Below are 26,207 nucleotides of genomic sequence, written 5' to 3'. Positions count from 1 at the left end.
GTGGGCTTTTGCGCCCCCCTCAAAAGCCTCACGAAGACCGCGCCGGGCCACTCGATCCAAGCAATCTGTTTTGAAGGATGGAGTTTCAACGCCGTGAACAATCCCGTTCGTACACCGAATTATGGGACGACGCAGGCGGCGCAATATGACGCCGGGCTGCGCAGTCACATGCTGGGCGTCTTCCGCAACATGGGCATCGGCCTGGTCATTACCGGCCTCGTCGCCGCCTTTATCGGCAATACGCCCGTACTAGCCGCCGCGATCTTCGGCACGCCGCTGAAGTGGGTGGCGATCTTTGCGCCGCTGGCCTTTGTGTTCTTCTTCAGCTTCCGCATCGAAAAGATGACGACTGCGGGCGCGCGGATGGCCTTCTGGGCTTTCTCGGTCGTCATGGGCGTGTCGCTGGCCAGCATCTTCCTGGTCTTTACCGGCGGCAGCATCGCCCAGGCATTCTTCTCGGCCTCGGTCATGTTCCTGGCGATGGCGCTGTGGGGCTACACCACCGGGCGTGACCTGTCGAAGATGGGCTCGTTCCTGATCATGGGCCTGATCGGTATCCTGGTCGCCAGCCTCATCAACATCTTCATCGGCTCTTCGGCCATGCAGATGGTGATTTCGATCATTGGCGTCGTGGTCTTCACCGGCCTGACTGCCTGGGACGTGCAGCGCATCAAGTCGGATTATTTCCACTATGCCGGTCATGAGGTGGCGCAGAAGATGCAGGTGATGGGCGCGCTGTCGCTGTATCTGAACTTCGTCAACCTGTTCCAGATGCTGCTCAGCCTGACTGGCGATCGGGAATAATGATGCGCACGCCTGAAGCCGTGTCGGCCATGCTCTGCCCGGTCTGTCATGTCGGACTTTCCATGACCGACCGGCAGGGGGTCGAGATCGACTTTTGCCCGCAGTGCCGCGGCGTGTGGCTGGACCGGGGTGAACTGGACAAGATCATCGAGCGGTCGGCGCAGGGAGCAGCGCCTGCCGCCCCGCCAGCCCAGCAGCAGCCGCACTATCGGCCGGATCGTGATTATCGTGACGATGGTCCCTATTATCAGAAGAAGCGCAAGAAGAGCTTCCTGGAGGAGCTGTTCGATTAAAGGAAGGACGGCCATCGCGCCGTCCTTTTTTATGTTGGAGCTATGTGCGGCGGGCGGCTAGAGGTTCGTCAGTTTCCATTGCACGAACAGGGCTATGTCGATTTCCAGCGCCGATACTTTCCAAATTACTCCGGTCATTCTGGCTGGAGGTTCGGGCACGCGGTTGTGGCCTTTGTCACGAAAATCCTATCCCAAGCAGTTTGTGCCGCTGCTGGGCGAGACAACTCTGTTCCGTTCGGCCGCCCGGCGGTTGTCGGGGGAGAGCGAGCAATTCGCTTTCGCCCGGCCGTTGGTGCTGACCAATTCGCTGTTCCGCTTCATCATCGCCGAGCAATTGGCGCTGGAGAATATCGATCCGGCGGCGATCCTGATCGAGCCTGAAGGGCGCAACACTGCGCCCGCCATATTGGCGGCGGCGCTGCACCTGCTGACGAGCGACCCGGACGCGGTCATGCTGGTTGCGCCGTCTGACCATGTCGTGCCGGATGTGGCGGCTTTTCATGCCGCGGTGGGCAAGGGGCTGACGGCGGCGCGCGACGGCGATCTCGTGACGTTCGGCATCCGCCCGACGCGGCCGGAAACGGGCTATGGCTATCTGGAGGCGGCAGCAAAGCCCGATGGGTCCGGCCAGCCGATCAAGCTGGCGAGCTTTGTTGAGAAGCCCAACGCGGCGCGCGCAGAGGAGATGCTCGCGACGGGCAATTATCTGTGGAATGCGGGCATCTTCCTGTTTGCAGCAAAGGATCTGGTTGCCGCGTTTGAGCGTCACGCCCCCGCCATATTTGCGGCGGTGCGGGCGGCGGTGGAGCAGGCCGAAAGCGACCTGGGCTTCCTGCGGCTTGCCGCCGAGCCGTGGAGCCAGGCGGACAATATCGCGATCGACTATGCGATCATGGAGCGGGCGGAAAATCTGTCCGTCGTGCCCTATGACTCGGAATGGTCTGACCTGGGCGGCTGGGACGCGGTGTGGAGCCATTCGCAGCCGGACGAGGAGGGGGTCGCCCTGTCCGGTTCGGCGACGGCCATCGATTGCCGCGATACATTGCTGCGGTCGGAGAGCGAGGGGCTTGAGATTGTCGGTCTCGGCCTCAACAACATCGTGGCTGTCGCGATGAATGATGCGGTGCTGATCGCTGACAAATCGCGCACACAAGATGTGAAGCTTGTGGTCGAGGCATTGCAGCGCAAGGGCGCTTCACAGGCGGAAGCGTTTCCGAAGGATCACCGGCCTTGGGGATGGTATGAAAGTCTGGTCGTGGGATCGCGCTTTCAGGTGAAGCGGATCACCGTGCTCCCCGGCGCATCGCTCAGCCTGCAGAGCCATTTTCATCGTTCGGAGCATTGGATCGTCGTCGAGGGCACGGCGAAAGTGACCGTGGGCGAGGAGGTCCAACTGCTGTCCGAGAACCAGTCCGTCTATGTTCCGGTGGGAGCGGTGCACCGGATAGAAAATCCGGGGCGTATCCCGATGGTGTTCATCGAGGTGCAGACCGGGTCCTATGTGGGTGAGGACGATATCGTCCGTTATGAGGACAGATACGCGCGGAATTAAGAGTGTCGCCATCCCAGCGACCCGAAGGGCGGCGAAGCCAACGCTGGGATGGTGAAGCTACCTGCCGCCCGGGATCCCAGCTTGCGCTGGGATGACGATTGTCGGTCAGTGCGCCGCCCCCCAGCTCAGGCCGTGGCCGATATCCACGCCTAGCGGCACGCTCAATTTCACGATCGGTTCGGCGGCCCTTTCCATGACGCGGCGGATGATGGCGCTGGCTTGTTCAACCCGGCTTTCGGGCAGTTCGAAGACCAGTTCGTCATGGACCTGAAGCAGCATCTTCACATCGTGCAGCCCTTCGGCGGCCAAGGCTGGCCCCATGCGGGCCATGGCGCGCTTAATGATGTCGGCGCTGGTGCCCTGGATCGGGGCGTTGATCGCGGCGCGCTCGGCGCCCTGGCGCTCATGCTGGACCGGCGCCTTGATGCGCGGGAACCAAGTTTTCCGGCCGAACAGCGTTTCGGTGTAGCCCCGTGCGCGGGCCTTTTCGAGCGTTTCGGTGATATAGAGGCTGATGCCGGGGAAGCGCTCATAATAGCGGCTGATCATGTCCTGCGCTTCGTCGGCGCTGATCTCCAGCCGCCCGGCGAGACCCCAGCGGGAAATGCCGTAAAGGATGGCGAAGTTGATCGTCTTGGCGCGGCCACGGGTGTCGCGGTTCACCTCGCCGAACAATTGCTGGGCGGTGGCGGCGTGAATGTCCTCGCCTGCCAGGAATGCGTCGCGCAGTGCGGGAACGTCGGCGATGTGCGCGGCAAGGCGCAGTTCGATCTGGCTATAGTCCGCCGCCAGGATGACATTGCCGGGCTCGGCAACGAAGGCGTGGCGGATTTGGCGGCCGACTTCGGTGCGGATTGGGATATTCTGCAGATTGGGGTCGGTCGAGGACAAGCGGCCGGTCTGCGCGCCTGAGAGCGAGTAGCTGGTGTGGACGCGGCTGCTGTCCTTGTTGATCTGGGCTTGCAGCGCGTCGGTATAGGTGGATTTGAGCTTCGAGAGCTGGCGCCAGTCTAGAATTTTTCCGGCGATCTCCGCGCCCTGCGCCTTCAGCTGTTCCAGGATGGTGACGTCGGTCGAGTAAGCGCCGGATTTGCCCTTCTTTCCGCCCTTATACCCCATCTTGTCGAACAGGATCGCGCCCAGCTGCTGGGTCGAGCCGATGGCGAAGGGTTGGCCCGCCAAGCCGTGTATTTCACCTTCCAGCTTGGCGATTTCAGCTGTGAATTCGGCGGAGAGGCGGGACAGGGCTTCGCGATCGACCTTGATGCCTTCATGCTCCATCCTGGCGATCACGGAGACAAGCGGGCGATCGACCAGTTCATAGACGCGGGTGGCGCCTTCATTGGCGACCCGGTTTTTGAACAGCTTCCACAGGCGCAGCGTCACGTCCGCATCCTCGGCGGCATATTCGGTGGCCTTGTCGAGCGGGACTTCGGCGAAGCTGATCTGGTTCTTGCCGGTGCCGCAGACGTCCTTGAAGCTGATGCAAATGTGGTTGAGGTGGACCTTCGCTGCTTCGTCCATGCCGTGGCCTGCGAGGCTTTGGCCAGCGTCGAGGTCAAAGCTCATGACGATGGTGTCGTCATAGGGTGCGATTTCGATGCCGTGGCGGCGCATGACCGTCAGATCATATTTCAGATTCTGGCCGATCTTGAGGACGCTGTCGTCTTCGAGAAGCGGCTTCAGCTTGGCGAGGACGAGGGGGAGGGGAAGCTGTTCCGGCTTTTCCGCGAACATGTCCTTTCCGCCATGGCCTACCGGGATATAGCAGGCGGCGTTCGGCCCAACGGCGAGGCTGATCCCCACCAGCGCGCAGGATACGCAATTCAGCATGTCCGTTTCGGTATCGACGGCGACATGGCCCTGGGCATGGGCGGCGGCGATCCAGCGGTCGAGCGATTCTTCCGTCACCACCGTTTCGTAGAGGCTACGGTCTATGGGCGGCTCTTCTTCGAGAACGGGGGCCGAGGGCGGCGTGACCTCCGTAACCGCGGCGGCTGCGGTGGCGATTGCCACGGCCGCAGCGGGCGCGCCGAGGCGGGTCAACAGCGACTTGAAGCCATGATGTTCGAGGAAATTCTGCAGCGGTTCGGGCGGGATGCCCTTGAGCGTCAACTCCTCCAGCGGCTCGGGCAGGTCCATGCCATCGTGAAGCGCCACCAGCTTGCGTGACAGGCGCGCCATGTCGGCATGCTCGATCAGATTTTCCTGCATCTTCGATTTCTTCATGGCGGGCGCGGCTTCGAGCGCCGCTTCCAGGTTGCCATATTCGGTAATGAGCTTGGCCGCGGTCTTGGGGCCGATGCCGGGCACGCCGGGGACGTTATCGACGCTATCGCCCATGAGGGCCAAGACGTCGCCCAATTGCTGCGGCGGCACGCCGAACTTGGTCATGACATAGTCGGCGCCGCGCCGCTCATTCTTCATCGTGTCGTACATATCGACGCCGGGCTGGATGAGCTGCATCAGGTCTTTGTCGGAGCTGACGATGGTGACGTGCCAGCCCGCCGCTACGGCGGCCTTGGTATAGCTGGCGATGATGTCGTCGGCCTCGAACCCCGCTTCCTCGATACAGGGGAGGGAGAAGGCGCGGGTCGCGTCGCGGATCATCGGGAATTGCGGGACCAGGTCCTCCGGCGCGGGTGGGCGGTTCGCCTTATACTGGTCGTACATGTCATTGCGGAAGGTGTGGCTGCCCTTGTCCAGCACCACTGCGAGATGGGTAGGGCCTTCCGCCTTGCCCAGTTCCTCGGCCAGCTTCCAGAGCATGGTGGTATAGCCATAGACCGCGCCCACGGGCTGGCCATGCTTGTTGGTGAGCGGGGGAAGCTGGTGATAGGCGCGGAAAATATAGCCGCTGCCATCGACAAGGTAGAGATGATTCTGAGGCATGGGCGAGGGGATAGCGAGTTATCCCGAAGCGCTCCAGTGTGGTCTTTGTCCGGCCGCCCGGTGCCCGTGAAATGATAATCGAACCAATCGGCGTCTCTGTCGTTTCATAAGTCACCAATGTGGAGACGGATCATGAAGAATGTAGTTTTGCTTGTTGCAGGTCTGGCGGCTGCTGCCAGTGTTGGCGGTTGTTCGCGTGAGACGACGCGTGATGGCTTGCGCGGCGCCGGGATCGGCGCGGTCGGCGGTGCAGTTGCCGGGGCCATCGTCCCTGGCCTGGGCGTTGCCGAAGGCGCGGCCATCGGTGCTGCGGGTGGTGCGGCTGTAGGCGTAGCGACGTCGGACGGCGAACGCAGGTGGCATCGCGACAGCCGTGGACGCGAATATTATATCGATCGCAACGGCAACCGCGTTTACCGTTAAGCGACAGGCCGCCGTGCCAGGCGCACGGACCTTTCCGAGATGAGAAGCAATTGGGCGCAGCGATGGCCGGGGCGGGGAAAGATCGCTCCGGCGCTCGCGGCGCTCATTGTCAATCTCGTCATCGGCTACGCGCTTATAATGGGGCTGCGCGCCACGCCTTTGTTGCGGGCGGTGGATGATGCGCGGTTGACGCTGTTCGATCTCAAGCCGCTGGTTGAAGAAAAGCCTGAGCCCGTTAAACCGGCAAAAGTCCGTGAAACCAGTCGTGAAGGAGGCGCTACGCCTGCCCCTCGCCCTCGGGCTACTGAGGAGGATGTGGCGAGACTGCCGCTTGTTGCGCCTGTTCCCGTTATAGTTGTGCCGGCCCCCGCTTCGCCCGCCGCAGCCCCGCCCGCTGGAGCGGTCGATGGCTTGGGCTCGGGTGGGGGAGGTGCGGGAAGCGGCAGTGGGTCGGGGGGCAGCGGCGATGGTACGGGCGCTGGGACTGGCACTGGCGCTGGCGACGGCGGAGCATTCTCGCGGGCGAGGCAGACCGGCGGCCGATTTCGGAATTCGGATTTTCCGGACTGGCTGCGTGGAGCGGGCCGGGTAAAGATCGGCGTCCGCTACGCCATCGGCCCATCAGGCCATGTCGATCAGTGTGAGATCATCGAAAAGAGCGGCTATGCCGAGGTGGACGCGATGACTTGCCGCATCATCATGGAGCGCTACCGTTTCCGACCTGCGCGAGACCCGGATGGATATGCGGTGACCGAAGTGCGGGAAGAGGATTATCGCTGGCGGGTGCGGTAATGCCATATGGGCGGGTAATTCTGGACCTGATCCGGCATCGGGTTTCTACACAGATGGCCGCAGCCCCGGATCGAGTCCGGGGTGACGGCTCTTAGTTGAGAACCTCGCTCGCACGTTCGGGTGGGCGGGCGATTACCGCGCCTTTTTCGGTGATGACGATGGCGCGCTCGATTAGGATCGGGTGCGCGGCCATGGCGTCCAGCACAGCCTTGTCGTCGTTGACGTCGAGGCTGATTTCCTTGACGAAGCCTTCACCCTTGCGGAGGGCTTCGGAAGGGCGGACGCCCGCCTTGGCCAGCACCGTTTCAATTTGGGCGCGGCTGGGCGGGGTCTTGAGATATTCGACGACCTCGACATCCACCCCCGGCGTGCCTTCCAGTATCGCGAGCGCGGCCCGCGACTTGGAGCAACGGGGATTGTGCCAGATGGTCGCCTTCGTCACGCGGCGTCGTCCTTTGCCAACCACTCTTCCAGCCATTTGATCGTGTAGTCGCCCTTCAGGAACTCGGGGTCCTTCAGCAGCTTCTGGTGGAGCGGGATCGTGGTCTTCATGCCCTCGATCACATATTCCTCCAGCGCGCGGCGCAGGCGCATGATCGCGCCTTCGCGGGTGCGGCCATAGACGATCAGCTTGCCGATCATGCTGTCATAATAGGGCGGCACCTTATAGCCCTGATAAAGGCCGCTATCGACGCGGACATGCATGCCGCCCGGTACATGATAGCTGGTGACGGTGCCCGGTGACGGCGCAAAGGTGCGCGGGTCCTCGGCATTGATGCGGCATTCGATGGCGTGGCCGTGGAATTCGATGTCCTGCTGCTCGACGGACAAGGGCTTGCCCTCGGCGACGCGGATCTGCTCGCGGACGAGATCGACGCCGGTAATCATCTCCGTCACCGGATGCTCCACCTGCAGGCGAGTGTTCATCTCGATGAAGTAAAATTCGCCGTTTTCCCACAGGAACTCGATCGTGCCCGCGCCGCGATAGCCCATGTCAGCCATCGCCTTGCGGACGACTTCGCCCATCCGGTCGCGCTCGGCGGTCGAAAGGACGGGGGAGGGCGCTTCCTCCAGCACCTTCTGGTGGCGGCGCTGGAGCGAGCAGTCGCGCTCGCCCAGATGGATGGCATTGCCATTGCCGTCGCCGAAGACCTGGAATTCGATATGCCGGGGGTTGCCCAGATATTTTTCCATGTAAACAGTGTCGTCGCCGAAGGCGGCCTTCGCCTCTGACCCCGCCTGCTTCATCAACGTTTCGAGCTGGTCTTCGTTCGGTACGACCTTCATGCCGCGACCGCCGCCGCCCGAAGCGGCCTTAATCAGCACCGGGTAGCCGATCTTCGCGGCGACTTCGCGTGCTTCCTCGACGCTGGAGAGCGCGCCGTCGGAGCCGGGAACCAGCGGCAGGCCGAGCGCGCCTGCGGTCCGCTTCGCCTCGACCTTGTCGCCCATGATGCGGATATGTTCGGGCTTCGGCCCCACGAAGGCGAGGTTATGTGCCTCCACGATTTCCGCGAACTGGGCGTTTTCCGACAGGAAGCCATAGCCGGGATGGATTGCGTCCGCACCGGAGATTTCAGCGGCGGAGATGATCGCGGCGATGTTGAGATAGCTGTCCTTGGCCGCGGGCGGCCCGATGCAGATCGCTTCGTCGGCAAGGCGCACATGCATGGCGTCGGCGTCGGCGGTCGAATGGACCGCCACCGTCTTGATGCCCATTTCATGGCAGGCGCGATGGATGCGGAGCGCGATTTCGCCGCGGTTCGCGATCAGCAGCTTTTCGATGGCCATGTGTTGCGCGGCCTTATTCGATGACGATCAGCGGCTGGTCATATTCGACCGGCTGGCCGTTATCGACCAGCACGGCCTTGACCGTGCCCGCGTTGGGCGCGGTGATGGCGTTCATGACCTTCATGGCTTCCACGATCAGCACGGTGTCGCCCGCCTTCACGGTCGAACCGATCGGAGCGAAGGGCGCAGCACCCGGTTCTGCCGCGAGATAGGCAGTACCGACGATCGGCGAGCGGACGGCATTGGCGCCAGCGGCGGGTTCGGCTGGCGCCGCTGCGGCAGGAGCGGCGGCAGCGACGGGGGCCGCTGCCAAGGGCGCGGGCGCGTAGGCGATGGCGTTGCCGCCGCCAGCTTTGCGAGCGACGCGGATCTTGCGATCGCCGTCCTCCACCTCAATTTCCGTCAGGTTGGTGTCGTCGAGCAAAGCGGCAAGATCCCGCACCAACTGGACGTCCACCTGCATTGCGCCCTTTTCAGCCTTGTCGTTCATTTGAAGTCCCTGGACGGTGAATTATCGTTACTGTTGCCCGCGCCTATGCGCATTTGGGTCCAAGCGCAACTTTTGAGCGCCGAAATGCTTGGACGCCTACAGTTCGAGCGCGGCTTCGAGCGCGAGCATATAGGACATTGGGCCAAAGCCCGCCACCGTTCCCTTCGCGGCCAGGCCCACATAACTTTTGTGACGGAAAGGCTCGCGCGCGTGGGGGTTGGACAGGTGCACTTCGATCACCGGCACGCTGATGCCCTTGATGGCGTCGTGCAGCGCGATGGAGGTGTGGGTGAGACCGCCTGGATTGATGAGGACGGCATGGGCCCCTTCGGCATGCGCCTCCTGAAGCCAATCGATCAGATGGCCTTCATGGTTGGACTGGCGGAAGTCGATCTCCACATGGGCGCGGCCAGCCGCATCCTCCATCCGTTCGGCAATGTCGTCCAGCGTGTCATAGCCGTAGATTTCGGGCTCACGCGTGCCCAGCATGTTGAGGTTCGGGCCGTTCAACACATAGATTTTCCGCGCGTCGGCCATGGCATTTCCCCTAAGCATGTTGCGGCGGGGCCGTGGCGGCCCCTATATGCGCGGTGACCTTTAGCCTTTCGTGTCGCGCCAAGTCGAGACACCTTCTTTCTGGGAACAGAGCATTGCACATCGACGGCACCCTATCCATCCACATCAACGGCGAGCATCGCAGGGTGCGCGCGGGCATCACGCTGGCGGAACTGGCGAGCGAGTTGGGCTTCGTTCCTGAAAAGGTCGCGGTGGAGCGCAACCTGGAGGTCGTCCCCCGATCGACGCTGACGCAGGTGTTGGTTGAAGATGGCGACGAACTGGAGATCGTGCACTTTGTCGGCGGCGGCGACGTGTCGGCCGTCGATGACGACAGCTGGACGGTTGCGGGCAAGACCTTCCGGTCGCGCCTGATCGTCGGCACGGGGAAATACAAGAATTTCGAGCAGAATGCGGCGGCTGTCGAAGCGTCGGGGGCGGAGATCGTTACCGTGGCGGTGCGGCGCGTGAATGTGTCGGACCCCAAGGCCCCGATGCTGACCGATTTCATCGATCCTAGGAAGATCACTTATCTGCCTAATACGGCGGGCTGCTATACTGGCGAGGAAGCGATCCGGACGCTTCGGCTGGCGCGCGAGGCGGGGGGCTGGGACCTCGTGAAGCTGGAGGTGTTGGGCGAGGCGCGGACGCTTTATCCCGACATGGTGGAAACCCTGCGGGCGACGGAGATATTGGCCAAGGAAGGTTTCAAGCCGATGGTCTATTGCGTCGATGACCCGATCGCGGCCAAGCGGCTGGAGGACGTGGGCGCGGTGGCGATCATGCCGCTGGGCGCGCCGATCGGATCTGGCCTGGGTATCCAGAATCGCGTGACGATCCGGCTGATCGTGGAAGGGACCAAGCTGCCGGTGCTGGTCGATGCGGGCGTCGGCACCGCGTCGGAGGCGGCGCAAGCCATGGAGCTGGGTTGCACCGGCGTCCTCATGAATACCGCTATTGCCGAGGCGAAGGACCCAGTGTTGATGGCGGCGGCCATGAAGGCAGGCGTCGAGGCCGGACGGATGGCCTATCGCGCCGGGCGGATGGGTAAGCGTATGTACGCCGATCCTTCAAGTCCGCTGGCTGGGTTGATCTGAACAAAACTGCCGTTCGTTTCGAGCGCAGTCGAGAGACGCCATAGCTGCGCTTTCCGCTTCTCGACTGCGCTCGAAGCGAACGAATGTTTGCAGATCCCTATCACTTTCGCCGCCGCAGCAAATTGACGCTGCGGCGGCTTCCTCTTATGGCCTAGCCGGGGTTCAGGAGGAGAAGTGCGATGGTGAAGAAGCTCTATCCCGATGCTGCATCTGCGTTGGAGGGCCTTCTTTTCGACGGCATGCACCTTTGCGCTGGCGGTTTTGGCCTGTGCGGGATCCCCGAGCGGCTGATCGATGCGATCCGGGATTCAGGGGTCAAGGACCTGACCATCGCGTCGAACAATGCCGGAATCGACGGCGAGGGGCTGGGCAAGCTCCTGCGCACGCGGCAGGTCAAGAAGATGATCTCCTCCTATGTCGGCGAGAACAAGGAGTTCGAGCGGCAATATCTGGCTGGCGAACTGGAGGTGGAGTTTTCACCCCAGGGGACGCTGGCTGAACGCTGCCGCGCTGGCGGGGCGGGCATTCCCGGTTTCTATACCAAGACCGGCGTGGGCACGGCGGTGGCCGAGGGCAAGGAAGTCAAGGTCTTCGACGGCCAGGAATATATTCTTGAGCGCGGGATCTTCGCCGACGTTGCCATCATCAAGGGCTGGAAGGCGGACGAGAGCGGCAATTTAATCTTCCGCAAGACCGCGCGCAACTTCAACGCGCCGATGGCGACTGCCGCCAAGATCTGCGTGGCAGAGGTGGAGGAAGTGGTGCCTGTGGGTAGCCTGGACCCTGACAGCATCCACCTGCCCGGCATCTATGTGAAGCGCATGATCATCGGCGCGCCCTATGACAAGAAGATCGAATTTCGCACCGTGCGCCAGAGGGAGACAGCATAATGGCCTGGACCCGTGACCAGATGGCCGCGCGCGCGGCGAAGGAGCTGAAGGACGGCTTTTATGTGAACCTCGGCATCGGTATTCCGACGCTGGTGGCGAACCACATTCCAGCCGGGGTCGAGGTGACGCTGCAGTCGGAGAACGGCATGCTCGGCATCGGCCCCTTTCCCTATGAGGGCGAGGAGGATGCCGACCTCATCAATGCGGGCAAGCAGACGATCAGCGAGCTGCCCAACACCGTCTTCTTCTCGAGCGCCGACAGTTTCGCGATGATCCGCGGCGGGCATATAGATCTGACCGTGCTGGGCGCGATGGAGGTCGCGGAAAATGGCGACATTGCCAATTGGATGATCCCCGGCAAGATGATCAAGGGCATGGGAGGCGCGATGGACCTGGTCGCGGGCGTCAAGAAGATCATCGTCGTCATGGAGCATGTGTCGAAGGACGGCAGCCCCAAATTCATCCCTGCCTGCACCTTGCCGCTGACCGGCAGGAATGTGGTCGATATGATCGTCACCGATCTTTGCGTTTTCCAGCGGCCCGATCATGACAGCTCCTTCAAGCTCATTGAACTCGCGCCGGGCGTGACGGCGGAGGAAGTCGCCGCTAAAACCACAGCTCAATATGTGAGCTGAGGAATAGTGGCATGAGCCTTGACGGCACCTATGACGAAGCCAACGCCTTCGCGCTGATCCTTCAGGGCAAGATCCCTTCGACGAAGCTTTATGAGGATGAGCATAGCTATGCCTTCCTCGACATCCAGCCGCAGTCGAAGGGGCACAGCCTGGTCATTTCCAAATGGTCCAAGGCGCGCAACATCCTGGAGGTTGAGGATGAGGCGCTGGCCCAAGTGATGGCGACGGTAAAGAAAGTTGCCATCGCCACGCGCAAGGCGTTGAACCCGGACGGTATCCATGTCGCGCAATTTAATGGCGCACCGGCCGGGCAGACCGTCTATCATCTGCATTTCCATATCGTGCCGCGATGGGTAGGTGGGCCGACCGGCTTTTCCGCCCATGCACAGGGCAATTTCGCCGACGCGGCGGCGCTTGAAGCGCTGGCGGAAGAGATTCGTGCGCAGTTCTAGACTGTTGGTTTCATTCGATGAGTGGTCAGTTGCGAGCGAAGGAGCTTTGACATGGCGCTGAAGCCATTCAAGGTGCCCGGCGCGCGGCTGGCGCTGCGATCCAAGCCCGCCAGTCAGCGCTTCCTAGCGGGAGAGGGCGAGGCTGAGGTCATCCTCGATATTTCGCGCCTGCTTTCGCGCAGTTTCCATGCTGCGCCCACCGGGATCGACCGGGTCGAATATGTTTATGCGCGCGAGCTGTTGGAACGCATGCCGGAAAGGCTTTCCTTCGCCGCGGTACATCCGGCCGGGGGCTATTATGGGCGGCTGAACGAGGCGGCCGTGCGCCATTTCCTGGCGTTCACCGCCGCGCGCTGGCGCAACAGCAAAGTGAAGGACGAAGCGGCGAGCAGGGCTGCGGTCATCCGCCACCTGATTGCGCTCCGGCCGCGTCCGGTGCCGCGCGCGACGGGGCCGCAAGTCTATCTGCAGGTTTCGCCCCATCATCTGGACGACGCCGATCAGGTCGGTGCGATCCTGCGGGCGGAAGGCGCGCGCTTTGTGACGCTGGTGCATGATGTGATCCCGCTCACCCATCCGGAATTCGCGCGGCCGCAAGGCGCGGCCGAGCATCTGAGGCGGGTGCGCACCATCGATCGCTATGCGCATGGCATCATCGGCAACAGCCAGGCGACCATCGATGCGCTGGCCCCGCATATGACTCGCGGGCTGGAGGGACGAAGCCTCTGCGTCGCCCATTTCGGCGCAGATCCGCCCGATCTTGTGGGCGGCGAAAGCCATGCCGTGCCGTCGCGGCCCTATTTCGTCTATATCTCCACCATCGAGCCCCGCAAAAATCACCTGCTGCTGCTGAATGTCTGGCGGCGGCTGGTCGAGCGGCTGGGGGATGCGGCGCCGGTGCTGGTGCTGATCGGGCGCCGTGGTTGGGAAAATGAGAATGTCGTGGATATGCTGGAGCGCGCGGAGATATTGCGCGGTCATGTGATCGAGGCGGGCAGCGTGCCCGATACGGAGATGCACGCGCTGGTCGCGGGGGCACGAGCGATGCTGATGCCATCGTTCGAGGAAGGCTTTGGCATTCCGGTGATCGAGGCGCTGTCCGTCGGCGTGCCGGTGATCTGCAGCGATATTGTCGCCCATCGCGAAGTCGGCGGCGCAGCACCGGACTATCTTGATCCGCTCGACGGGCTCGGCTGGATGCAGATGATCAATGCCTATAGCCGGGCGGACTCACCCGAACGTACGGCCCAGATGGCGCGCATTGAAACATGGGTTGCGCCGCGATGGTCGGATTATTTCGACATCATCACGCGCCTGCTGGACGATGTGACGGCTTGCGCCTTCGCTTGACGTCCTTGCCGGGGGCAACCATGAAATCCTTGTGCATATCTGCTCTTCCGCTGTCTGTTGCGCGAGCTTCATAGGATGAAGCCGCTGCCCTTTTTACGATCACCGCCTTTTCGCGGCATTGCGCCATCCGTTGCTGCGGTGAGCGCTGTAAGCAGCGCCGTGGTTGACGCAGCGGTCGTGCCTGACAGCCTGTTGGAGCAGATCGCACAATCGCGGGTAGGCGGCACGTTCTGGGGCCATCAGCGGGAAGGCGTGAAACTGGTCGCACGTGCGGGCTGTCCGGTGGAGCTCAAGGGGCTGGATAAGGCGGACGTCGCGATCCTGCCCGTGCGCGAGACGGCGAAACCTATCGATCCGTGGAGCGTGATTGCGCAGGCGCGGGCGGTGCATGCCGATGCGGACGATGAACTGGCCATCATCGCGGGTCTGCTGGGCGTGCCGGTCTATGGACCCAACGGTGGGGCGGTCTCGCCGGAGCGACTGCGTGACGCGGCGAAGCGGGCGATCGCGGCGGCCGCCTATCGCGATTGCTTTAGCGGTGCATCCGCCAGCGCCGAGGCCGTGGTGGCGCATCTTGCAGACTGGCGGCGGCATTTGGACGGAAACCGCGATATTGCGGCCGCAAGTGGCATGGCCTTTTGGAAGCGCGAGGCGATGCGGCGGTTTCTGTGGGATGGGGCGCGATCGCCACCCTCCCTTTCACCCCGTGGGGGGCTGCTCCGGGCGCGGCGTACGGGTGGATCGCTGGCCGTCTGGCCGTCGCGGGTGCCCGCGGATTTACTGGATGAGGCACGGGAGAAGGCTGTGCCAATCACCCGCGTTGAAGATGGTTTTCTACGGTCGAAAGGGCTCGGCGCAACGCTGACGCCGCCAGGGTCGGTGGTGATTGACCGGACGGGCATATATTATGATGCCTCGCGACCGAGTGATCTCGAAAGCCTGCTCGCCACACATGATTTTTCGCCTGCGCTGCTTGATCGCGCACATCGACTGCGTGCCGCGATCCGGGCATCCGGGGTCACAAAATATGGGCAGGAGATGGGCCGGATGCTCGACCTTCCCACGGCCAAGCGGACGGTGCTGGTTGTGGGGCAGGTTGAGGATGACCTGTCGGTGCAGCTGGGCGGAGCTGGAGTGGAAGGAAATCTGGACCTGCTTCGGCGCGTGCGGCGGGTCGAGCCCGATGCCCATATCATCTATCGCCCGCATCCCGATGTGCAGGCTGGATTGCGGCGCGGTCATTTGAGCGATGCGGTGGTGCATCAGCATGCCGATGCCCTGGATACCGGCGCGCCCCTCATGTCGCTCGTCCAGGCAGTGGATGAGGTGCATGTGCTGTCCTCACTGGCCGGGTTCGAGGCGCTGTTGCGCGACCGGCCGGTGACGGTGCATGGCATGCCATTTTACGCCGGATGGGGGCTGACGCGGGACCTGGCCAAACCCAACGCGCGGCGAGGGCGTCAGCTGACCATCGATCAGCTTGTCGCCGCCGCCTTGATTCTCTATCCATGTTACCTGGACCCGGTAACCCGGTTGCCCTGCGGCCCCGAGATTATGGTGGAGCGCCTGGGAAGCGGATCGACGTCACCTATTTCATGGCTCATCCGGCTACGGACGCTACAGGGGAAATTACAAAGATTTATGACTTTGTCCGCCGAGTATCTCCATGGCTGACAGCCAGGCGAAGACCTTCCTTTTCCTGCAGGGCCCGCACGGACCGTTCTTTGCTATGCTGGCCGACGCGCTGCGGGTGCGGGGGCATGAGGCTCGGCGGATCAACATCAATGGCGGCGATAAGGTCGATTGGCCGGGGGAGGCCACCGACTATCGCGGCTCCTTCCGCAACTGGCCGCTCTTCTTCGACGATTTCATCGTCCAGCATGGCGTCACCGACCTGATCCTCTATGGCGACTGCCGCCCCTATCACGCTTCAGCGCACAAGATGGCGCGGTTGCGGGGCCTGCGGGTGCATGTGCTGGAGGAGGGCTATATCCGCCCGGACTTCATGACGTTGCAGGAAGACGGCGTGAACGGCAATTCCACCTTACCGCTCGACCCCCAATGGTATCTGGATCAAGCATGCAGCTTGCCGCCCGAGGGTGGGCGGGAGCCGCAGATTCCTTCGACCTTCCGGCAGCGGGCCGTGAATACAACGCGTAATGGGCTCGCGTCAGCGATGATGCGGCCGATCTTTCCCTTTTACCGCACGCACCGGCCGCAAAGCTTCCTGTTGGAGGCCGCCGGATGGTTCAAGAAGCTGATGCTGCGCAAGCGCGATATCCGCGCATCGCGGGTCGAATGGGAGAAGGTGAAGGGCAAACCCTATTTCACCCTGCCGCTGCAGCTCGATTCGGATTATCAAATTCGCGTCCATTCGCCCTTTGGCAACATGCGCGCGGCGCTGCGTTTCGTGATCAAGAGCTTTGCCCGCTATGCGCCAGAGGGAACGTCCCTGCTGGTGAAGCGGCATCCCCTCGATTCAGGGCTGGTCGCATGGGAGCGTCTGACCCGTCGCCTTGCTGCCCATTATGGCGTGGAGGACCGGATCTTCTATCTCGCCGACTGGGATATTGCCGAAGTGGTCGGCCGGTCTCTGGGCGTGGTGACGGTGAACAGCACGGTGGGCACGCTGGCGCTCAACCAGGACAAGCCGGTGCTGGTTCTGGGACATGCGGTCTATAAGGTGCCGGGCGTGGTTTATAAGGGCACGTTGGACGAGTTCTGGCTCAATCCGGGTGCGCCCGACCAGACGCTATATGCAGCTTTCCGGCGGGTGCTGATTGATCGTTGCCTGATACGCGGCGGCCTGCTGAGCGATCAGGGTCTGGCGATGCTGGTAGGCAATGCGGTCGATCGCCTCTGCGCCGAACCGAAGCGGGCGGAGGGAGCGTGGTATGGGCGTATGCGGCGCGGCAGCCTGGCGAGCGTCAATTGACGGTTGGAAGCCCGGCGCTTCGCAACGCCTGATCCAGATAGCGATGGAAGGCCCGGTTGCGGACTGGCGGGCGCGCACGTAGCCAGGCGAGCGCGACGACCGGTCGCCACAGGCTCATCTGATCTTGGCTGACGCCGCTCACGTCGCGATAGGCACGGCCAAGCCGCCCCGCCGCCCAATCACGCCAGAGCGTGGTGATGGCGTCGGCAGGACCTTCCCCAAAACGCATGAGCATTTCACTCCGCACCGCATCGGCGGCGGGATCGCCGATTGCAGCCTTGGCCCAGTCGAGGATCACGAGGCCGCCCTCGCTGAGCAGGATATTGTCGATATGGAAGTCGCCGTGGAGCAGATGATCCGCTTCCGGCAGAGCTTGCAGATAGTCGATTGCGGCACGCTTTATGGCATCGGGCGCAGGGCCATAGTCTATGTCGGTTTGCAGCACGGACTTTACGGTGCGCAGTCCCGATACCGGCTGGCGGTGGACGGAGTGGAGAAGGGCCGCCATGTCGCGCAGCAAGGAGGCGGCCGAAAGCGGTTTCTTGCGGATAGCCGCCGCTATCGAAACACCGCTTATTTCGGGATAGATCAAGGCGGAGTTCCGCGCGACCGTGACGCGGAGGCGTGGCGCTGCCGTTGACAAGCGAAGCGATGTCGCGAGCCGGGCTGCAGCCACTTCCCGCTCTATCATGTCTTCGGATACGGCCGGGTGGAAGATCTTGATGACCTCGCCGTCGCCCATCCTGAACACTTCGGAACTTTTGCCGCGGCCCAGCAGCGTCCAGTCGCTCCCTATTTGATCGAACATAGGCTGCGTCGTTTCCTTAAGGCATATGGATTTGCCGATCACCCAATTGATGGTAGCTGCGGCCGACAAGGATTCCAGGAGCTTGCCCTTATGAAAGAATTGATCGCCTTCGATCTCGACGGAACGCTGGCGGAAAGCAAGCAGCCTCTGGAAGAAGAGATGGGAGAGGCGTTGGCCGACCTGCTGACGGTGGCCCATGTCGCGGTGATTTCCGGCGGCGACTGGCCGCAGTTCGACAAGCAGGTGGCAAGTCGGCTGCCCGCCCGCGCCGACCTGTCCAGGCTGTGGCTGATGCCGACGACCGGAACGAAGCTCTATACCCATCGCGAAGGCGTGTGGACGCCGGTCTATGCCGAACTGTTCGACGATGAACAGAAGCAGAAGATTCTCGCGGCGTTCGACCAGGCGCTGGAAGCGACAGGCTTCGTTCCGGAGCAGACCTGGGGTGAGCGGATCGAGGATCGCGGCAGCCAGATCACCTTTTCCGCGCTGGGGCAGCAGGCCCCCATCCATGCGAAGGAAGGATGGGACCCGGATTTCGCCAAGCGTCGCATCATCCAGGCGGATTTGCGGGAACGCCTGCCCGGTCTGTCGATCAACATGGGCGGCGCGACATCCATCGACATCACCCGGGAGGGCGTCGATAAGGCTTATGGCCTTAAGAAGCTGCGGGATGCGAGCGGCATCGCGCTTGATGCGATGATGTTCATCGGTGATGCGATCTTCCCCGGCGGCAATGACTATCCGGCGAAGCAACTTGGCCTAGATACTGTGCGTGTGCGCGATCCGCAGGAAACGCTCTCGGTCATTGCGGCGATCGTCGCGTGCCAGAAATGATCGGGTCCCGCTGATCCGGCTTTATGGCTGTCGTTCGAACGCTTTGCGGCCAATGCGCTGTCGGCTGCGGCGTGCGCGCCGTGACGGGGGAGGGACGGGAAATGTCCTTCGCGGGCGACCGGGTGCATCCGGCCAACGGCGGACTGCTTTGCGGGCAGAGTGATGCCCTGACGGCGATGCTGCCGTTGGAGGGGCGGTTGCTCCATCCGGTGCTGGATGGGCAGCGTGTGACCTGGCGTCGCATGATCGGGCAGGTCGCGAGGCGACTGAAAGACACGCTGGCCCGTCATGGTCCGGGCAGCGTGGCGATGCATGTTACGGGCGACCTGCTGACCGAAGATTATTATGTCGCCAACAAGCTGATGAAGGGCTTCATCGGCTCGGCGCATATCGATGGGCCTTGTTGGAACGACGGTGGCATGGAGGCGGCCTATCGCGCGGCGCTGGGCGAAGATGTCGTGCCGGGCACCTATGAGGATGTGGAGCAGGCGGATCTGATCTTGGCCGTCGGCGCCTCCGCGCTGCTGCGGCATCCGGTCTTGGCCGAGCGTATTGCAATAGCGCGCGAGCAGAGGGGGGTGCGCCTCGTCCTGCTGGCCGGGGACGAAGATGTGCAGGAGGAGGTGGGTGCTGACCTGCGCCTGAAGGTCGAGCCGGGGAGCGCAGCTGTGCTGCTGAACGGGCTGCTGCTGCATGCCCACGACTGCGGGTGTCTGGCGGACGTATTCATGGCGCGGCATGTTATGACGGCGGGGGACTTTTGGACCAGGCTGCGGCTGGATCATGATCTCTGGTCCGTCGCGCGCCGCTGCGGATTGGCGCATGGCGAGGTTCGCGCCTTTTATGACCTGTTCACACCGGCGCGGCGGGTGGTGACGCTCTATGGCCCCGCTGCGGAGGGGGACGACCTGAGCTTGTCGAGGGCTATCCTCAATTTGCATCTGGCGATGGGCTGGATCGGCGCGCCGGGCGCAGCGCCAACGGGCATAGCTCGCGCGCCCAACGCGATGGGCGCAAGGGAGGTGGGCTGCGATAGCCGGCAGCTGGCGGCGCATCGGGATTTTTCTGCCGACGCCATCGCCCAGACTGCGCGTTTTTGGGGCGCGCGGCAGATGGCGGCGGCGACCGGCTTGGCTGGCGCAGCGCTCGTCGAGGCTATCGAGAATGGCGGGATCAAGGCGCTGTGGTTGGTGGGTGGCTTACCGCCTGCGGGGCATCCGCTGCGCGCGGCCCTGGCGAAGGTGCCTTCTGTCATCCTGTCCACAGCTTGGATTGAGCAAGGGATTGCTCTGGACCGTGTATTCGCACTGCCCGCGCCGGTCTGGATCGAGAAGGATGGGACTATAACGGGCGCAGACCGGCTGATCAGCCGTCAACGCCGCCTGTTTCCGCTGCCCGGTGAAGCCAAGCCCGACTGGTGGAGCCTGACCCAGGTTGCCCGGGCGATGGGGTGGCATGATGCTTTTCATTATGAGCGGCCCGCCGAAATCCATCGCGAGCATGCGCGGCTGACCGCTTATCACAATGAAGGCGAAAGGCTGCTGAATCTGCGGCGGCATGCGCCGATTTCCAACCCGGCTTATGATGAGCTGACGCCCTGGCGTTGGGGCGAGACCCCTTTTGATGAGGGACGTTTTCCAACCAGCGATGGCAAGGCGCGGCTGATACTCTAGCCGCTACGGGCGATGCCTTTCAGATGATGAAGCAGCAGATCGCCATTTGCTTCCCAGGTGAAGCGCAGCGCCGTGTCACGCACGGCCTCACGCTCGGGCGGATTGGTGAGAAGGTCCCCGATGGCGGTGGCAATGGCGTCAGGATCACGATCGACGATATGGCCAGCCTCCGGACGGTCGAGCAGTTCGCGTGCCCCGCCTACGTCGGTAATGACGATCGGCGTACCGCAGGCGAGCGATTCAACCCAGGCATTGGCGAGCCCCTCCGAGGATGAGGGAAGGGCCATCACATCGGCGGCGGCGTAGATACGCGGCAGGCGGTCATGGGGAACAGAGCCGAGGAATCCGATGCGGCGATCGACGCCCAGCTCCTCCGCCTGCTTTTCCAAGGCACGGCGATATTGTCCCTGGCCTGCGAATAACAGCGTGACGCCTGGGAGGCGGGGAAGCGCCTGCACCAGAAGATCCTGCCCCTTGCGCGGGATGAGTGCGCCGACGCAGAGGATCACGGGGCCTTCAAAGCCCAGCGCTTCCTTGGCTGCGGCTCGGTCGGCGATCTCGAACCGATCGAGATCTACGCCAGTATAGTGGACGCGGATTTTTTCAGCCCCCATGCCCATCTTGGCCATCGACCGGCGCATCGCGCTGGAAACCGCGAGCAGACCTGCAGCTTCGTCTCCCGCGCGCTTGACCAAGCCGCGAGTGTCTCGGCGCCTGCCCCAATAATGGATGTCCGCGCCGCGCGCCTTGATCGAATAGGGTATGCCGAGCGCGTGAGAGAGGCGCTGTGCGACTGGACCATCGGGGAAGAAGAAGCTGGCGTCGATGACGTCGAAGGGCTGCTGCTCATGCAGGTGGCGCACCAGCGGCAGGATGGCCCGCGTCATGTTGCCGACGTTGATCCGTGCGCCGATCTTGGGAATGGTGGAGAAAAGGGGGCGGTACACCGTCAGGTCCTGCCATCTTTCCTTCCGCGGCAGGGCGCGCAGCGGCGCATAGCGGTTCGACAGGCCGATCGGCCAGACCGGGACGCCAAGCGGCGCGACCACGGTTACCTTCACATCCGGGCGGCTGGCGAGTTCCCGGGCCTGTCGTTCGACAAACACCCCGAAATTGGGGCGGCTCATGTCCGGGAACAGGGTCGATAGCGTTAGGACATTCAGCGTCATGCCGTCTCCCTTAAGGCATCGCGGTTAATCGAGAGTTAGGGGTGAAGCTGTGCCTTGGCTATAATTGTCTGACCAACTGGACCGCGACAGCGCCCCAGGGTGGATCGCTGATGACCTGCTGTCTGCTGCCGCTGCCCAGCGGCAGGATGTGCAATCGGTCCCCTTCGCGGCCGATCAGCCTGCCGAAGACGAAGCGGCCGGCGTGGCGGGGAAGCAGCATGTCGCGGTTCAGCGCGCTTGCAAATTCTTCAGGGCCGATGCGGCGGCACCAGATTTCATCGCCGCTGCGGTAATCGCCGATGCTGGCGGACACCTGGACGCCGATCATGGCGTCGGCGGGGACAGGGGGCGGGAAGGATAGGTTGCGTGTTGGAGCGCGTGCGCCTTCGGGACCCAGCAGCGCGGCGACCGGGACGACGCTTTGTCCTGGCAAGGCCACCAGTTCGGATGATCCGACACCCAGCGCCTGGGCGATGCGGTTCACCCAGTTGACCGATACGGTTCGCGTGCCGGTTTCCAGCCTGCCGATCGTCTGCGCAGTGGTCGGCGGCTGGCAGAGAGCCGCGACCTGTTCGAGCGTCAGCCCCTTGGCTTTTCGGACCTCTCTGATGCGCGTGATCATGCCTGTCTCATATTTCACCTATTTGGTTTTTCGTCTTTCCTACAAATGGTTCGTCATGGCAAGGCCCTTCCTATCGTTCATCTAACAGGAGGCGCGCGATGCGGAGCCAGTTTGTGAAGCAGAAGATCGAGGACCCGGCTGGCTGTGTCCAGACGGTGGCGGTGAATATGGGCGAATCGCCGCTCGCCTGGCTGCATGCGCGGGGGCATTTAAGCGAACGCCATTATCGCGCGGGCGACCTGTTGCGCGCCGATTGGGAGAAGGCGGGCCTTGGTCCCAGAGTGACTATGCGGTGGGATGCGGCGCCGGGGACAGGCGGGCACAGGGCAGGGGCTTGCGTTCCTGATCCGACGCTGACCCAGCTGTCCGCACGCGAACGCTTCCATGCCGCCATCGCCGCCGCGGGGCCGGGGCTTAGCGATATATTATGGCGAGTAGCCTGTGCGGGTGAGGGGCTTGCGGCGGCAGAGCGCGCGCTGGGCTGGCCCAGCCGGGCGGGCAAGCTGGTGCTCACGCTTGCGTTGGACCGGGTGGCGGACTGGTACAGGGTAGCGTGACGGCTTACCGGCTAAGCTCCGGTCCCAGCAACAGCAGCAGCTTCACGTCGATCGCGAAGCCTTCGGCGCGCCAAGCTTCGATCCGGTCAGCCACATCAGCGATCGGGACGCGGTGGACGCGAATATCCTCGCCATCGACGCCTCCACCTTCGCCGGTTTTTTGAAGATCGTGGGCGCGGAAGAGGCAGAAGCTTTCCGACACCATGCCGGGCGAACTGTAAAAGTCGCCCGCAGCCTCCATCCGCCCCGCGCGATAGCCAGTCTCCTCCTCCAGCTCGCGGGTTGCGGCGAGGGCCGATTCCTCGCCTTCTTCATTGTCGCCGACCAGCCCGGCTGGCAGCTCGATGCAACGACGGCCGAGCGGGACGCGGAATTGATCGACCAACAGCACGTGGCGCGTGCCGTCCGCATCTTCATCGATCGCTAGGATCACGGCGGCATGGATACCACGCGCGCGCCCCACATATTCCCATCTGCCCCGCCGCTTGGCGGTGATGAAGCGGCCGGCCCACATGATTTCCTCTGCGGCGGCCATATCCTGTTCACTCATAATTCGATCAGCCTGTCGGGCAATTCATTGACGTCGTTCTGCTCGCGCGGAAAATGCGTGGCCAGGATTGCTCCCACCTTGCCCACGGCCTGCGCCATTCCTTCTCCGGCGCGCCCGGACCGGATCGAGTCGATGAGCGTTGCCATGGCGTCACCCCAAGCTTCTGGCGCCACTTTATCGTTGATGGCGCGATCAGCGACGATTTCTGCGCGATGCTCGTCAAGCGAGAGGTATATCAGGACGCCGGTGCGGCCGCGTGTTCGCGCTTCGGCGGCGGTTCGGAAAAGCAGGATTGCGCGGCGACGGACCCGCCTGGCCTTGGTGGCGCGCGGCGTCATCAGCATCCGAAGCGGCATGATGGCGAGCAGATAGCGCACTGCCAGGAACTTCAGGATAAGAAGGCCGGTGATACCGGTCAGGAGTTTCCAGTCCGTCAGCTCATGTTCCCAGTCGAGCAGCAGCGACGACAAAAAGGCGCGCAGCTGGGCGGGGAATGCGGCCATTAGTGACAGCGCAAGGAATATGGCGGCCGCAGCCCAGCTTAGCCCTACATCATGATAACTGTCGGAACGCCGGGCGACGATGGTGACGATCTCACCGGAGCTGTCCGCCTCTGCTTCCGCAACGGCGGCCGACACAAGGTCATGGTCGGCATGGCTGAAAAGAAGTTGCATCACCAGCTTCCCGATGCGCCGCCGCCGCCGAAGCTGCCGCCGCCTGAAAAGCCGCCGCCGCTGTCGCCGCCCCCCCAGCTGGACCCACCCCAGCTACCGCCGCCGCTGCCCCAGCCTGAACCGAGGCCAGGTCCCCAGATCACGACCGGAGCGTTCAAGCCGCCGCGCCGATAGCGTTTGCCGCCGCGCGCCCGCGACAATAGCGGTAACAGGATGAAGAATATGAAAAACAGGATGATCCAGAAGCCGGCGATGCCGCTGCTGCCATCATCCTGCTGCCGCGCTTCTGCCTCGGCTTGAGCGGCGCGCGCTCTTGCCTGATCGGGCGGAAGGGCGAGGAGCGCCGAGATCTGGTCAACGCCGGCATTGATACCGCCCGCCATGTCGCCCGCCTTGAAGCGGGGCGTAATCGCGTTGCGGATGATCTGGGACGAGAGCGCATCGGTCAGTATGCCTTCGACCCCATATCCGGCCTCAATCCTCACCTTCCGTTCGTTGGGCGCAATGATCAGCAAGACGCCTTGGCTGTTTTTGTCGCCGATCGCCCAAGCTCGTCCCAGCCGGTAGCCAAAGTCGGAAATGTCATAGCCCTGCAGGTCGGGAATGGTGGCCACAACCAAGGCCCGTCCGCTCGCCCGCTTTTGCGCGATCAGCTTTTGACTGAGCGCCTGTTCCTGCGCGGGATCGAGGAGGTTGGCCGCATCGACCACCCCCTTGTCATCGAAAGCGGGGAAGCTCTGTCCTTGCGCGGCGGGTATCCAGACCAGCAGTGCAAGGATCAGGAGCAGGCGGCGGATCATCGGAGCGTCAGTTACCGAAATCGACCTTCGGCGCTTCCTCTGCGCCGGGCGTCGTCGCGTGGAAGGGCGTCATCGGCTTGGCGCCGTGGATGATCTTTGCGCCGATCGCGTCGGGGAAAGTGCGGATGCGCGTATTATAAGCGCGGACGGCTTCGTTATAGTCGCGGATGGCGACGGCGATCCGATTTTCCGTGCCTTCCAGTTGCGACTGCAGATCAAGGAAATTCTGATTGGTCTTGAGGTCGGGATAGGCTTCAACCGACGCCAGCAACCGGCCCAGACCCTGGCTGAGTTGCGCCTGCGCCTGCTGGAACTGCTGAACTTTCGCGGGATCTGACAGGTCTTCGGCATTCACCTGGACCGAGGTGGCTTTGGCGCGGGCCTCGGTCACTTTGACCAAGGTGTCCTGTTCCTGCTTGCCCGCGGCCTTGACCGTGGCGACCAGATTGCCGACCAAGTTGGAGCGACGCTGATATTGCGCCTGGACATCGGCCCATTTGGCCTTTGCCACTTCCTCGGCGGCTGGCACGCTGTTGATGCCGCAGGCTGAAAGCGCGAATGCCGACAGCAGCGGAAGGAGAAAGGCAGGGGAAAAACGGCGCAGGATCGTCATGGAACATCCTCGGCTTTGTTACGAAGACGGAAATAGGTGGTTGTGGATGCAGGCGCAACGTCTCATCCTGTCAAACACATAATCAGGACAAGGGGTTCGTAAATGGGGCTGATTTCCGAATTCAAGACATTCATCAATCGCGGGAACGTGATCGATCTGGCTGTCGGCGTGATTATCGGCGGCGCTTTTGCTACGATTACCAAGTCGCTGACCGATGATCTCATCATGCCGGTAATCGGCTTTTTGTTCGGGGGCGCCGACTTTTCCCGCTACTTCATCCGGCTCGGCGATATTCCGGCGGGGTTCAAGGGCAATCCCGAAAGCTATACCGACCTGAAGAGCGCGGGCGTCGCGATGCTGGGATGGGGCGAGTTTCTCACCGTTTTCGTGAATTTTCTGATCCTGGCGTTCATCATCTTCCTGCTTGTGAAGGCGGTGAACAGGTTGATGCCCAAGCCCGCGGAGGCGCCTGTCGCCACGCCCGAAGACATCATGCTGCTGCGCGAAATCCGGGACAGTTTGAAAAAATAAGTCGTTTCTGCGACGAAAGGAGTTGTGCGGTGGGAACCATCTGCCGTGCGACCAGTTGATCGCGGTCAGAGTTCCGGGCGCATTGCGCGGCCGGGCCTCTTGCCGAATGACGTCAGCCCCTGGGGGGCGCAACAGGAGAAAACGCCGTGAAAACCATCGTCTCAGTCCTTGGCCTTGCCAGCTTGATCGCGCTCGCTGCGTGCGATTCCAAGCAGGAAAACAAGGTCGAGAACGCATACGAGAATCAGGCGGACGCCATCGACAACCAGGCCGAAAATATGGAAGCGATGGCCGACAACCTGTCCGGTAATGCCGAAGCCGCTGCTGAAAACGCCGCCGACACCCTGGAGAATAAGGCTGACGCGACGCGTGAAGCTGGCGAGAAGGCCGCTGATGCTGCTGAAAAGAAGGCGGACCATTAA

General features: G+C 62.8%; 29 protein-coding genes. 17 read left to right on the top strand and 12 right to left on the bottom strand.

From position 1 onward, the window contains the following. Positions 1-93: 93 nt before the first annotated feature. The 3 genes from EP837_RS04525 (at position 94) to EP837_RS04515 (ending at position 2,649) form a co-directional block, all read left to right on the top strand. Positions 94-804: a Bax inhibitor-1/YccA family protein gene (locus tag EP837_RS04525; protein WP_066528696.1), complete on the top strand. Its 711-nt coding sequence runs from the start codon at positions 94-96 to the stop codon at positions 802-804. A 2-nt stretch (positions 805-806) separates the two neighbouring features. Continuing rightward, a complete protein-coding gene (locus EP837_RS04520; RefSeq protein WP_066528694.1) occupies positions 807-1,097 on the top strand; it encodes a TFIIB-type zinc ribbon-containing protein in 291 nt (96 codons plus the stop codon). Between the two features lie 94 nt (positions 1,098-1,191). Further along, entirely contained in the window at positions 1,192-2,649 is a 1,458-nt protein-coding gene (locus tag EP837_RS04515) for a mannose-1-phosphate guanylyltransferase/mannose-6-phosphate isomerase (RefSeq protein ID WP_066524806.1), read from the top strand. A gap of 105 nt (positions 2,650-2,754) precedes the next feature. On the opposite strand, the gene polA is transcribed toward EP837_RS04515, so the two are convergent. Then, positions 2,755-5,541, bottom strand: coding sequence for a DNA polymerase I (gene polA, locus EP837_RS04510; protein ID WP_066524805.1), 2,787 nt, complete (start codon positions 5,539-5,541; stop codon positions 2,755-2,757). A gap of 132 nt (positions 5,542-5,673) precedes the next feature. On the opposite strand from polA, the gene EP837_RS04505 reads away from it, so the two are divergent. Further along, entirely contained in the window at positions 5,674-5,964 is a 291-nt protein-coding gene (locus EP837_RS04505) for a hypothetical protein (protein ID WP_066524804.1), read from the top strand. A 39-nt stretch (positions 5,965-6,003) separates the two neighbouring features. Then, complete coding sequence (locus EP837_RS04500; RefSeq protein WP_066524803.1) at positions 6,004-6,756, top strand: energy transducer TonB; 753 nt, start codon at positions 6,004-6,006, stop codon at positions 6,754-6,756. 91 nt (positions 6,757-6,847) lie between these two features. On the opposite strand, the gene arsC is transcribed toward EP837_RS04500, so the two are convergent. The 4 genes from arsC to aroQ form a co-directional block, all read right to left on the bottom strand. Beyond that, entirely contained in the window at positions 6,848-7,198 is a 351-nt protein-coding gene (arsC, locus tag EP837_RS04495; RefSeq protein WP_225870573.1) for an arsenate reductase (glutaredoxin), read from the bottom strand. Next, positions 7,195-8,547, bottom strand: coding sequence for an acetyl-CoA carboxylase biotin carboxylase subunit (accC, locus tag EP837_RS04490; protein ID WP_066524798.1), 1,353 nt, complete (start codon positions 8,545-8,547; stop codon positions 7,195-7,197). The genes arsC and accC overlap by 4 nt, the downstream gene beginning before the upstream one ends. 13 nt (positions 8,548-8,560) lie before the next feature. Further along, the gene (gene accB / locus EP837_RS04485) at positions 8,561-9,037 is read right to left on the bottom strand and encodes an acetyl-CoA carboxylase biotin carboxyl carrier protein (protein WP_066524795.1); all 477 of its coding nucleotides are present in this window, start codon (positions 9,035-9,037) and stop codon (positions 8,561-8,563) included. Positions 9,038-9,133: 96 nt separating this feature from the next. Beyond that, positions 9,134-9,574, bottom strand: coding sequence for a type II 3-dehydroquinate dehydratase (gene aroQ / locus EP837_RS04480; RefSeq protein WP_066524793.1), 441 nt, complete (start codon positions 9,572-9,574; stop codon positions 9,134-9,136). Positions 9,575-9,687: 113 nt separating this feature from the next. Between aroQ and thiS the strand changes: the two genes are divergently transcribed. The 7 genes from thiS to EP837_RS04445 all read left to right on the top strand — a co-directional run bounded on the left by thiS (position 9,688) and on the right by EP837_RS04445 (position 16,951). Beyond that, a complete protein-coding gene (gene thiS / locus EP837_RS04475) occupies positions 9,688-10,689 on the top strand; it encodes a sulfur carrier protein ThiS (RefSeq protein ID WP_082919542.1) in 1,002 nt (333 codons plus the stop codon). A gap of 179 nt (positions 10,690-10,868) precedes the next feature. Continuing rightward, the gene (locus tag EP837_RS04470) at positions 10,869-11,579 is read left to right on the top strand and encodes a CoA transferase subunit A (protein ID WP_066524790.1); all 711 of its coding nucleotides are present in this window, start codon (positions 10,869-10,871) and stop codon (positions 11,577-11,579) included. Beyond that, the gene (locus EP837_RS04465; protein WP_066524787.1) at positions 11,579-12,214 is read left to right on the top strand and encodes a CoA transferase subunit B; all 636 of its coding nucleotides are present in this window, start codon (positions 11,579-11,581) and stop codon (positions 12,212-12,214) included. The genes EP837_RS04470 and EP837_RS04465 overlap by 1 nt, the downstream gene beginning before the upstream one ends. A gap of 11 nt (positions 12,215-12,225) precedes the next feature. Further along, positions 12,226-12,666, top strand: coding sequence for an HIT family protein (locus EP837_RS04460; protein ID WP_066524784.1), 441 nt, complete (start codon positions 12,226-12,228; stop codon positions 12,664-12,666). 51 nt (positions 12,667-12,717) lie between these two features. Then, positions 12,718-14,016, top strand: a complete 1,299-nt coding sequence (locus EP837_RS04455; RefSeq protein WP_066524781.1) for a glycosyltransferase family 4 protein — start codon at positions 12,718-12,720, stop codon at positions 14,014-14,016. Positions 14,017-14,091: 75 nt separating this feature from the next. Further along, positions 14,092-15,690 carry a capsular polysaccharide export protein, LipB/KpsS family gene (locus EP837_RS04450; protein WP_066524779.1) on the top strand — a complete coding sequence of 533 codons (1,599 nt, stop codon included), beginning with the start codon at positions 14,092-14,094 and terminating at the stop codon, positions 15,688-15,690. Next, on the top strand, positions 15,683-16,951 hold the full coding sequence (locus EP837_RS04445) for a capsule biosynthesis protein (protein WP_066524776.1): 1,269 nt from the start codon (positions 15,683-15,685) through the stop codon (positions 16,949-16,951). The genes EP837_RS04450 and EP837_RS04445 overlap by 8 nt, the downstream gene beginning before the upstream one ends. On the opposite strand, the gene EP837_RS04440 is transcribed toward EP837_RS04445, so the two are convergent. After that, positions 16,944-17,759 carry a phosphotransferase family protein gene (locus EP837_RS04440; RefSeq protein WP_066528690.1) on the bottom strand — a complete coding sequence of 272 codons (816 nt, stop codon included), beginning with the start codon at positions 17,757-17,759 and terminating at the stop codon, positions 16,944-16,946. The two genes, EP837_RS04445 and EP837_RS04440, sit on opposite strands and share 8 nt — an antisense overlap. A gap of 90 nt (positions 17,760-17,849) precedes the next feature. On the opposite strand from EP837_RS04440, the gene EP837_RS04435 reads away from it, so the two are divergent. Then, entirely contained in the window at positions 17,850-18,596 is a 747-nt protein-coding gene (locus tag EP837_RS04435; protein WP_066524774.1) for an HAD-IIB family hydrolase, read from the top strand. 23 nt (positions 18,597-18,619) lie between these two features. Next, on the top strand, positions 18,620-20,269 hold the full coding sequence (locus tag EP837_RS04430; RefSeq protein ID WP_066524772.1) for a molybdopterin-dependent oxidoreductase: 1,650 nt from the start codon (positions 18,620-18,622) through the stop codon (positions 20,267-20,269). Here EP837_RS04430 and EP837_RS04425 read toward each other — a convergent pair. Then, positions 20,266-21,438 (bottom strand): glycosyltransferase, encoded by a 1,173-nt coding sequence (locus tag EP837_RS04425; RefSeq protein WP_066524769.1) that lies wholly within the window; start codon positions 21,436-21,438, stop codon positions 20,266-20,268. The two genes, EP837_RS04430 and EP837_RS04425, sit on opposite strands and share 4 nt — an antisense overlap. Positions 21,439-21,496: 58 nt before the next feature. Then, on the bottom strand, positions 21,497-22,060 hold the full coding sequence (locus EP837_RS04420) for a helix-turn-helix domain-containing protein (protein WP_066528683.1): 564 nt from the start codon (positions 22,058-22,060) through the stop codon (positions 21,497-21,499). A gap of 98 nt (positions 22,061-22,158) precedes the next feature. Here EP837_RS04420 and EP837_RS04415 point away from each other — a divergent pair, with 98 nt between their 5' ends. Next, positions 22,159-22,617 (top strand): DUF6456 domain-containing protein, encoded by a 459-nt coding sequence (locus EP837_RS04415; RefSeq protein WP_066524767.1) that lies wholly within the window; start codon positions 22,159-22,161, stop codon positions 22,615-22,617. A 4-nt stretch (positions 22,618-22,621) separates the two neighbouring features. Here EP837_RS04415 and EP837_RS04410 read toward each other — a convergent pair whose 3' ends face one another. The 4 genes from EP837_RS04410 to EP837_RS04395 are packed head-to-tail and all read right to left on the bottom strand — an operon-like array spanning position 22,622 to position 25,254. Further along, on the bottom strand, positions 22,622-23,167 hold the full coding sequence (locus EP837_RS04410) for an NUDIX hydrolase (protein ID WP_066524764.1): 546 nt from the start codon (positions 23,165-23,167) through the stop codon (positions 22,622-22,624). Next, on the bottom strand, positions 23,164-23,841 hold the full coding sequence (locus EP837_RS04405) for a TPM domain-containing protein (protein WP_066524761.1): 678 nt from the start codon (positions 23,839-23,841) through the stop codon (positions 23,164-23,166). Before EP837_RS04405 ends, EP837_RS04410 begins: the two co-directional genes overlap by 4 nt. Continuing rightward, positions 23,841-24,641, bottom strand: coding sequence for a TPM domain-containing protein (locus EP837_RS04400; protein ID WP_066524760.1), 801 nt, complete (start codon positions 24,639-24,641; stop codon positions 23,841-23,843). Before EP837_RS04400 ends, EP837_RS04405 begins: the two co-directional genes overlap by 1 nt. Before the next feature lie 7 nt (positions 24,642-24,648). Beyond that, positions 24,649-25,254, bottom strand: a complete 606-nt coding sequence (locus EP837_RS04395) for a LemA family protein (RefSeq protein WP_066524759.1) — start codon at positions 25,252-25,254, stop codon at positions 24,649-24,651. A 102-nt stretch (positions 25,255-25,356) separates the two neighbouring features. Between EP837_RS04395 and mscL the strand changes: the two genes are divergently transcribed. Together mscL and EP837_RS04385 are read left to right on the top strand one after the other, a co-directional pair. Further along, positions 25,357-25,785: a large conductance mechanosensitive channel protein MscL gene (mscL, locus tag EP837_RS04390; protein ID WP_066524758.1), complete on the top strand. Its 429-nt coding sequence runs from the start codon at positions 25,357-25,359 to the stop codon at positions 25,783-25,785. A gap of 146 nt (positions 25,786-25,931) precedes the next feature. After that, positions 25,932-26,207, top strand: a complete 276-nt coding sequence (locus EP837_RS04385) for a hypothetical protein (protein ID WP_066524755.1) — start codon at positions 25,932-25,934, stop codon at positions 26,205-26,207.

Source organism: Sphingobium sp. EP60837, assembly GCF_001658005.1.
GTDB classification, from domain to species: Bacteria; Pseudomonadota; Alphaproteobacteria; order Sphingomonadales; family Sphingomonadaceae; genus Sphingobium; species Sphingobium tyrosinilyticum.
The sequence above is the reverse complement of the archived record's forward strand: the minus strand, read 5'-3'. Positions and strand labels throughout refer to the sequence as shown.

What these genes read in the sequence shown, in the direction of transcription:
- EP837_RS04405 (WP_066524761.1), bottom strand. Translation starts at nt 23,841, where the DNA reads ATGCAACTTCTTTTCAGCCATGCCGACCATGACCTTGTGTCGGCCGCC.
- EP837_RS04460 (WP_066524784.1), top strand. Translation starts at nt 12,226, where the DNA reads ATGAGCCTTGACGGCACCTATGACGAAGCCAACGCCTTCGCGCTGATC.
- accC (WP_066524798.1), bottom strand. Translation starts at nt 8,547, where the DNA reads ATGGCCATCGAAAAGCTGCTGATCGCGAACCGCGGCGAAATCGCGCTC.
- EP837_RS04425 (WP_066524769.1), bottom strand. Translation starts at nt 21,438, where the DNA reads ATGACGCTGAATGTCCTAACGCTATCGACCCTGTTCCCGGACATGAGC.
- EP837_RS04440 (WP_066528690.1), bottom strand. Translation starts at nt 17,759, where the DNA reads ATGTTCGATCAAATAGGGAGCGACTGGACGCTGCTGGGCCGCGGCAAA.
- EP837_RS04400 (WP_066524760.1), bottom strand. Translation starts at nt 24,641, where the DNA reads ATGATCCGCCGCCTGCTCCTGATCCTTGCACTGCTGGTCTGGATACCC.
- EP837_RS04435 (WP_066524774.1), top strand. Translation starts at nt 17,850, where the DNA reads ATGAAAGAATTGATCGCCTTCGATCTCGACGGAACGCTGGCGGAAAGC.
- EP837_RS04455 (WP_066524781.1), top strand. Translation starts at nt 12,718, where the DNA reads ATGGCGCTGAAGCCATTCAAGGTGCCCGGCGCGCGGCTGGCGCTGCGA.
- EP837_RS04445 (WP_066524776.1), top strand. Translation starts at nt 15,683, where the DNA reads ATGGCTGACAGCCAGGCGAAGACCTTCCTTTTCCTGCAGGGCCCGCAC.
- EP837_RS04450 (WP_066524779.1), top strand. Translation starts at nt 14,092, where the DNA reads ATGAAGCCGCTGCCCTTTTTACGATCACCGCCTTTTCGCGGCATTGCG.
- polA (WP_066524805.1), bottom strand. Translation starts at nt 5,541, where the DNA reads ATGCCTCAGAATCATCTCTACCTTGTCGATGGCAGCGGCTATATTTTC.
- EP837_RS04515 (WP_066524806.1), top strand. Translation starts at nt 1,192, where the DNA reads ATGTCGATTTCCAGCGCCGATACTTTCCAAATTACTCCGGTCATTCTG.
- EP837_RS04430 (WP_066524772.1), top strand. Translation starts at nt 18,620, where the DNA reads ATGGCTGTCGTTCGAACGCTTTGCGGCCAATGCGCTGTCGGCTGCGGC.
- EP837_RS04420 (WP_066528683.1), bottom strand. Translation starts at nt 22,060, where the DNA reads ATGATCACGCGCATCAGAGAGGTCCGAAAAGCCAAGGGGCTGACGCTC.
- EP837_RS04410 (WP_066524764.1), bottom strand. Translation starts at nt 23,167, where the DNA reads ATGAGTGAACAGGATATGGCCGCCGCAGAGGAAATCATGTGGGCCGGC.
- EP837_RS04520 (WP_066528694.1), top strand. Translation starts at nt 807, where the DNA reads ATGCGCACGCCTGAAGCCGTGTCGGCCATGCTCTGCCCGGTCTGTCAT.
- EP837_RS04465 (WP_066524787.1), top strand. Translation starts at nt 11,579, where the DNA reads ATGGCCTGGACCCGTGACCAGATGGCCGCGCGCGCGGCGAAGGAGCTG.
- EP837_RS04505 (WP_066524804.1), top strand. Translation starts at nt 5,674, where the DNA reads ATGAAGAATGTAGTTTTGCTTGTTGCAGGTCTGGCGGCTGCTGCCAGT.
- EP837_RS04395 (WP_066524759.1), bottom strand. Translation starts at nt 25,254, where the DNA reads ATGACGATCCTGCGCCGTTTTTCCCCTGCCTTTCTCCTTCCGCTGCTG.
- mscL (WP_066524758.1), top strand. Translation starts at nt 25,357, where the DNA reads ATGGGGCTGATTTCCGAATTCAAGACATTCATCAATCGCGGGAACGTG.
- accB (WP_066524795.1), bottom strand. Translation starts at nt 9,037, where the DNA reads ATGAACGACAAGGCTGAAAAGGGCGCAATGCAGGTGGACGTCCAGTTG.
- EP837_RS04470 (WP_066524790.1), top strand. Translation starts at nt 10,869, where the DNA reads ATGGTGAAGAAGCTCTATCCCGATGCTGCATCTGCGTTGGAGGGCCTT.
- EP837_RS04415 (WP_066524767.1), top strand. Translation starts at nt 22,159, where the DNA reads ATGCGGAGCCAGTTTGTGAAGCAGAAGATCGAGGACCCGGCTGGCTGT.
- aroQ (WP_066524793.1), bottom strand. Translation starts at nt 9,574, where the DNA reads ATGGCCGACGCGCGGAAAATCTATGTGTTGAACGGCCCGAACCTCAAC.
- EP837_RS04500 (WP_066524803.1), top strand. Translation starts at nt 6,004, where the DNA reads ATGAGAAGCAATTGGGCGCAGCGATGGCCGGGGCGGGGAAAGATCGCT.